Consider the following 365-nt stretch of genomic DNA (forward strand, 5'->3'; position numbering starts at 1 on the left):
CATTGCTTCCACGCCAGGGTGTGAGCAGCCCTTGCTGTTCGTAATAGCGGAGCATGCGTGGTGTGACCCCTGTTTTTTCGGCAAGTTCGCCGATTGTCATCATGGTGGTGTCTCTCTCCATATGCGCTGCGCTGGTGATGTGGCCAACAACGTGGGCAGTGCACGATCACGGGAAGGTCCTCCCGGACCTTCCCCTGCCTGTCGCGCTCGGCGGGGACCGCCTTGCTGACATCGGCATGCTGCGGGCAGAGCCGGCGTCTTCGGTCTGCTGGCCTCTGACCCGACCGTCTCCCGCCTGGTCGGAACCCTGGCCGCCTCGGGTGACGCCGCTGTGCGAGCCGCACGGACACAAGTCCCAAGCGGGG

1 protein-coding gene and 1 pseudogene are annotated in these 365 nt (G+C 64.9%); one reads left to right on the forward strand and one right to left on the reverse strand.

The window, feature by feature from the left end; all coding sequences use genetic code 11:
- Positions 1-121: MerR family DNA-binding transcriptional regulator (locus tag AC1DYK_RS36345; protein ID WP_478170681.1), on the reverse strand; the 121-nt coding region annotated here is incomplete at its 3' end.
- Here AC1DYK_RS36345 and AC1DYK_RS36350 point away from each other — a divergent pair.
- Positions 120-365: pseudogene (locus AC1DYK_RS36350) on the forward strand (IS1380 family transposase); the annotation flags it as partial. The gene AC1DYK_RS36345 and the pseudogene AC1DYK_RS36350 sit on opposite strands and share 2 nt — an antisense overlap.

Source organism: Variovorax sp. P2_H12 (genome assembly GCF_056403395.1).